The organism is Oscillibacter sp. CU971, assembly GCF_905219725.1.
GTDB lineage: Bacteria > Bacillota > Clostridia > Oscillospirales > Oscillospiraceae > Oscillibacter.
The window spans coordinates 1-3,071 of record NZ_CAJMXG010000294.1; the positions used below are offsets into that span (position 1 = coordinate 1).

Sequence of the window (3,071 nt, forward strand, 5' to 3'; positions counted from 1 at the left end):
GGGGTTCCGCCGTCCCTGGGCTGGTGGGGGGTGACGGCCATGAGCTTTGCCATCATGGTCCTGTCCACCCTGCTGGTGGTGGTGCTCAGCGCCGCCGTCCAGGGCCAGACGCCCCCGGAGCTGCTGGGAAAGGTGATGGCCTTCATCATGTCGGTGTCCAACTGCGCCGCCCCCCTGGGCCAGGCGGTCTATGGGGCTTTGTTCGAGGCCTGCCCGGCCTGGGCCGTTCTGCTGGGGGCGGCGGGAGCCGCGGCCCTGGCGGCGGCCTGGTCCCGGGGCGTGTTCCGGGATCTGGATGGGGCCTAACCGCCCCGGAGCTCCCGCTCCTTCCGGGCCAGGCCCTGGTCGTAGTTCTCGATCTTCTGATCCAGCCGGTCCAGGGACTTCCGCATGTCCTCCATCCGCTCCCGGAGCTGCCGCCGCTGCTCCACCAGCAGGGCCTTTCGGGCCTCCAGGGTCTCCTCTCCCTGCTGGAACAGGCGGCAGTACTCCGTCAGCGCCTCGATGCCCACCCCGGCGGAGCGCATGCACTTGATAAGCTCCACCCAGCCCAGGGAAGCCCCGTCGTAGTCCCGGACGCCGCCTCCGGTCCGGGGCACCGGCGGAATCAGGCCCACCCGCTCATAGTACCGCAGGGTGTCGGCGGAAAGGCCGTACCGCTCGCTCACTTCCCGAATCGTCATGGCTATGCCTCCTTACGGCGTTTAGTTTCCTCCAGCATAGCACTTGGAGCGGGCTCTAAGTCAAGGCTTTTTTCCAAAAATTCCGCTTCCGGACAGGCTCTCGACAGCTTCCGTTTGACGGGAGGGGAAAAATCTGCTAAGATGGGAAGACAACGCTGACCTTGAAGGAGCTGAAATATATGAAACAACGAAAACGGATCCTCTCCTGCCTCCTGCTGTGCGCCCTGCTGGCGGGCCTGTTCACCGCACCCGCCTCCGCCCTCTCTGACGTGCCGGAGGATTTTTGGGCCAAGGAGGACATCGACCGCTGTGTGGCCCTGCGCTACTTCTACCCCGAAAGCGACGGCAGCTTCGGCGTGGGGGAGGAGATGTCCCGGTCCGAGTTCGTGGTGGTGCTGTGCCGCGCCATGGGCTGGAAACCCACCTCCCCCGCCCGGGCCGTCTATGAGGATGTGTCCGAGAAGGCCTGGTACGCCGGAGCCCTGGAAACCGCCTATCATCAGGGGGCCATCACCAGCCAGGACGGCAGCTTCCGCCCGGACGACCCCGTCACCCGCAGCGAGGCCGCGTCCATGCTGGTCCGTGCCTTGGGCTACGGCAGCCTCGCCGGGCTGATCCAGGACATGTCCCTGCCCTTCCGGGACGTGAAGGCCAACAACGGGTACATCGTCATGGCCTACGGCCTGGGGCTGATGGACGGGACGTCGGTCACCAGCTTTTCCCCCAACGGCCACGTCACCCGTGAACAGGCCGCCGCCATTTTAATGCGGCTTTACGACAAGCTTCACGACCTCACCGCCAGCCGCATGGGCATCGCCTCCTCGGCTGAGAATCTGCCGGACCTCACGGGCTACGGCGCCGTAGGCGTCGCCGCGGCGAAGCTGGTCTACAACGGCGAGCCCCAAACCGCCCCCGCTATGAACGGCTCGGAGGCCCAGTCCGTCCGCGCCGCCGCTTCCGCCGCCGGGGCCAAGGCCCTGCTCTACGTCACCGGAAACGACTATCACATCCGGGAGGGCGATGAGGAAAAGCTGGCGGACGTTCTGTTCCAGGCCGTGGAGGAAGGGCGCTATGACGGCCTTTTCCTGGAGGTCTCCGGCCTCACCACCGTCACGCAGCGGGACGTGCTCACCGCCGCGGTCCGGTCTCTCCGGGAAAAGCTGGGGACCCGGCCCCTGTACGTAGGGGCGGAGGCCCCCTCCTGGAAGGGCACCATCTTCGGCTATGACTACGCCGCCCTGGGCGAGGCCGCAGACCATCTGGTCTTCCGCTTCGACAATAAAAAGGAGGANGCCGCTGGACGGACCGTGGCCCCCCTGGAACCCCTGGAGCNGGTTTATTACGCCTTGAACCGCCTCCGGGGCNTAGTGGACGCCNGCAAGNTGNNGCTGCTCCTCACCTCCACCGGCTCCGTCTGGGAGGGCCGGGAGCCCGAGTCCCTCACCGCAAAGGAAATCACGGCCCTGGCGGCGGAGCGGACCACCCGGAGCCACTACTCCGACCGCTACGCCTGCGCCTACCTGGTCCGGGAGGAGGGCCCCGACGTCTGGTATCTCAACGGCCAGGCCATCCGGGAGCGGACCCAGCTGGCCCGCCTCTTCGGCGGCGGGCACCTCTGCCTTTCGGACCTGAACCACGCCCTGCCGGAAACCTTGGCGGCTATGCCGTAAACACCCCATNAACACGCCAGGCCCCCGTCCATTGGACGGGGGCTTTAAATCCGGCGCAAAGGCGCTTACAGGTATTTCTGCATGCCCTCCGTGGCGGAGGAGGGATCGCCGCTGATGGTGACGGTGAACTTGATATTNTTCCGCTCGNCGAAGCCGTCCAGCCAGTTCAGGAAGGTCTCGGTCTCCCCGTCCACGTCTCTGCCCACGATTTTGCAGAAGTTGTCGATGAACATGTGGGAGATGTCGTNGTTCCCCGCGTGGAGGCCGCTGATAAAGCCCTGGAGCAGGTCGTAGCCGTTGAGTTTGTATTCATGCGCGTCGATCAGGCGGATGTGATAGTGGATATCGTAGGTCATGTTGCGGTTGGCCTCGATGCAGACTACGTTTCCGGGTTCGTCTTTCGCCGCGTTGTTAATCAATTCGATGAGCTGCTTGGTCTTGCCGGAACCTTTCATGCCCATAATCAATCGAACCATAGTAAAACACTCCTGTCATTTTAAATTGCTGTGGCCTTGTGCTTTAAGGATACCACACTTCCCCGGAAAAAACAATCCATAAAACCAAATTTGCCAATTGTTCACAGAATGGGCGGAGCTTTGCTCCGCCCATTCTGTGACACGTTTTTCAGCTTGCTGAAAAACGTGTGATCCAAATGGTGCAGGGAACCCTTCCTGGGTTCCCCGCACACACCCTTCCTTCCCGTTGAATCGGTCTTGCT

4 protein-coding genes and 1 pseudogene are annotated in these 3,071 nt (G+C 63.6%); 2 read left to right on the plus strand and 3 right to left on the minus strand.

Annotated elements, in window-relative coordinates:
• Positions 1–306: pseudogene (locus JX325_RS14320) on the plus strand (MFS transporter); the annotation flags it as partial.
• Here the strand turns inward: JX325_RS14320 and JX325_RS14325 are convergent.
• Positions 303–683 carry a MerR family transcriptional regulator gene (locus tag JX325_RS14325; protein ID WP_204791764.1) on the minus strand — a complete coding sequence of 127 codons (381 nt, stop codon included), beginning with the start codon at positions 681–683 and terminating at the stop codon, positions 303–305. The pseudogene JX325_RS14320 and the gene JX325_RS14325 overlap by 4 nt on opposite strands.
• A gap of 179 nt (positions 684–862) precedes the next feature.
• On the opposite strand from JX325_RS14325, the gene JX325_RS14330 reads away from it, so the two are divergent.
• The gene (locus tag JX325_RS14330) at positions 863–2,353 is read left to right on the plus strand and encodes an S-layer homology domain-containing protein (RefSeq protein WP_204791765.1); all 1,491 of its coding nucleotides are present in this window, start codon (positions 863–865) and stop codon (positions 2,351–2,353) included.
• A 65-nt stretch (positions 2,354–2,418) separates the two neighbouring features.
• On the opposite strand, the gene JX325_RS14335 is transcribed toward JX325_RS14330, so the two are convergent.
• Together JX325_RS14335 and JX325_RS14340 are read right to left on the minus strand one after the other, a co-directional pair.
• Complete coding sequence (locus JX325_RS14335; RefSeq protein WP_204791766.1) at positions 2,419–2,829, minus strand: hypothetical protein; 411 nt, start codon at positions 2,827–2,829, stop codon at positions 2,419–2,421.
• Positions 2,830–2,844: 15 nt separating this feature from the next.
• A partial coding sequence (locus JX325_RS14340) for a hypothetical protein (protein WP_204791767.1) occupies positions 2,845–3,071 on the minus strand: 227 nt, incomplete at its 5' end.

Excerpts from the sequence above, each read along its gene's own strand:
- JX325_RS14325 (WP_204791764.1), bottom strand. The coding sequence starts at position 683 with ATGACGATTCGGGAAGTGAGCGAGCGGTACGGCCTTTCCGCCGACACC.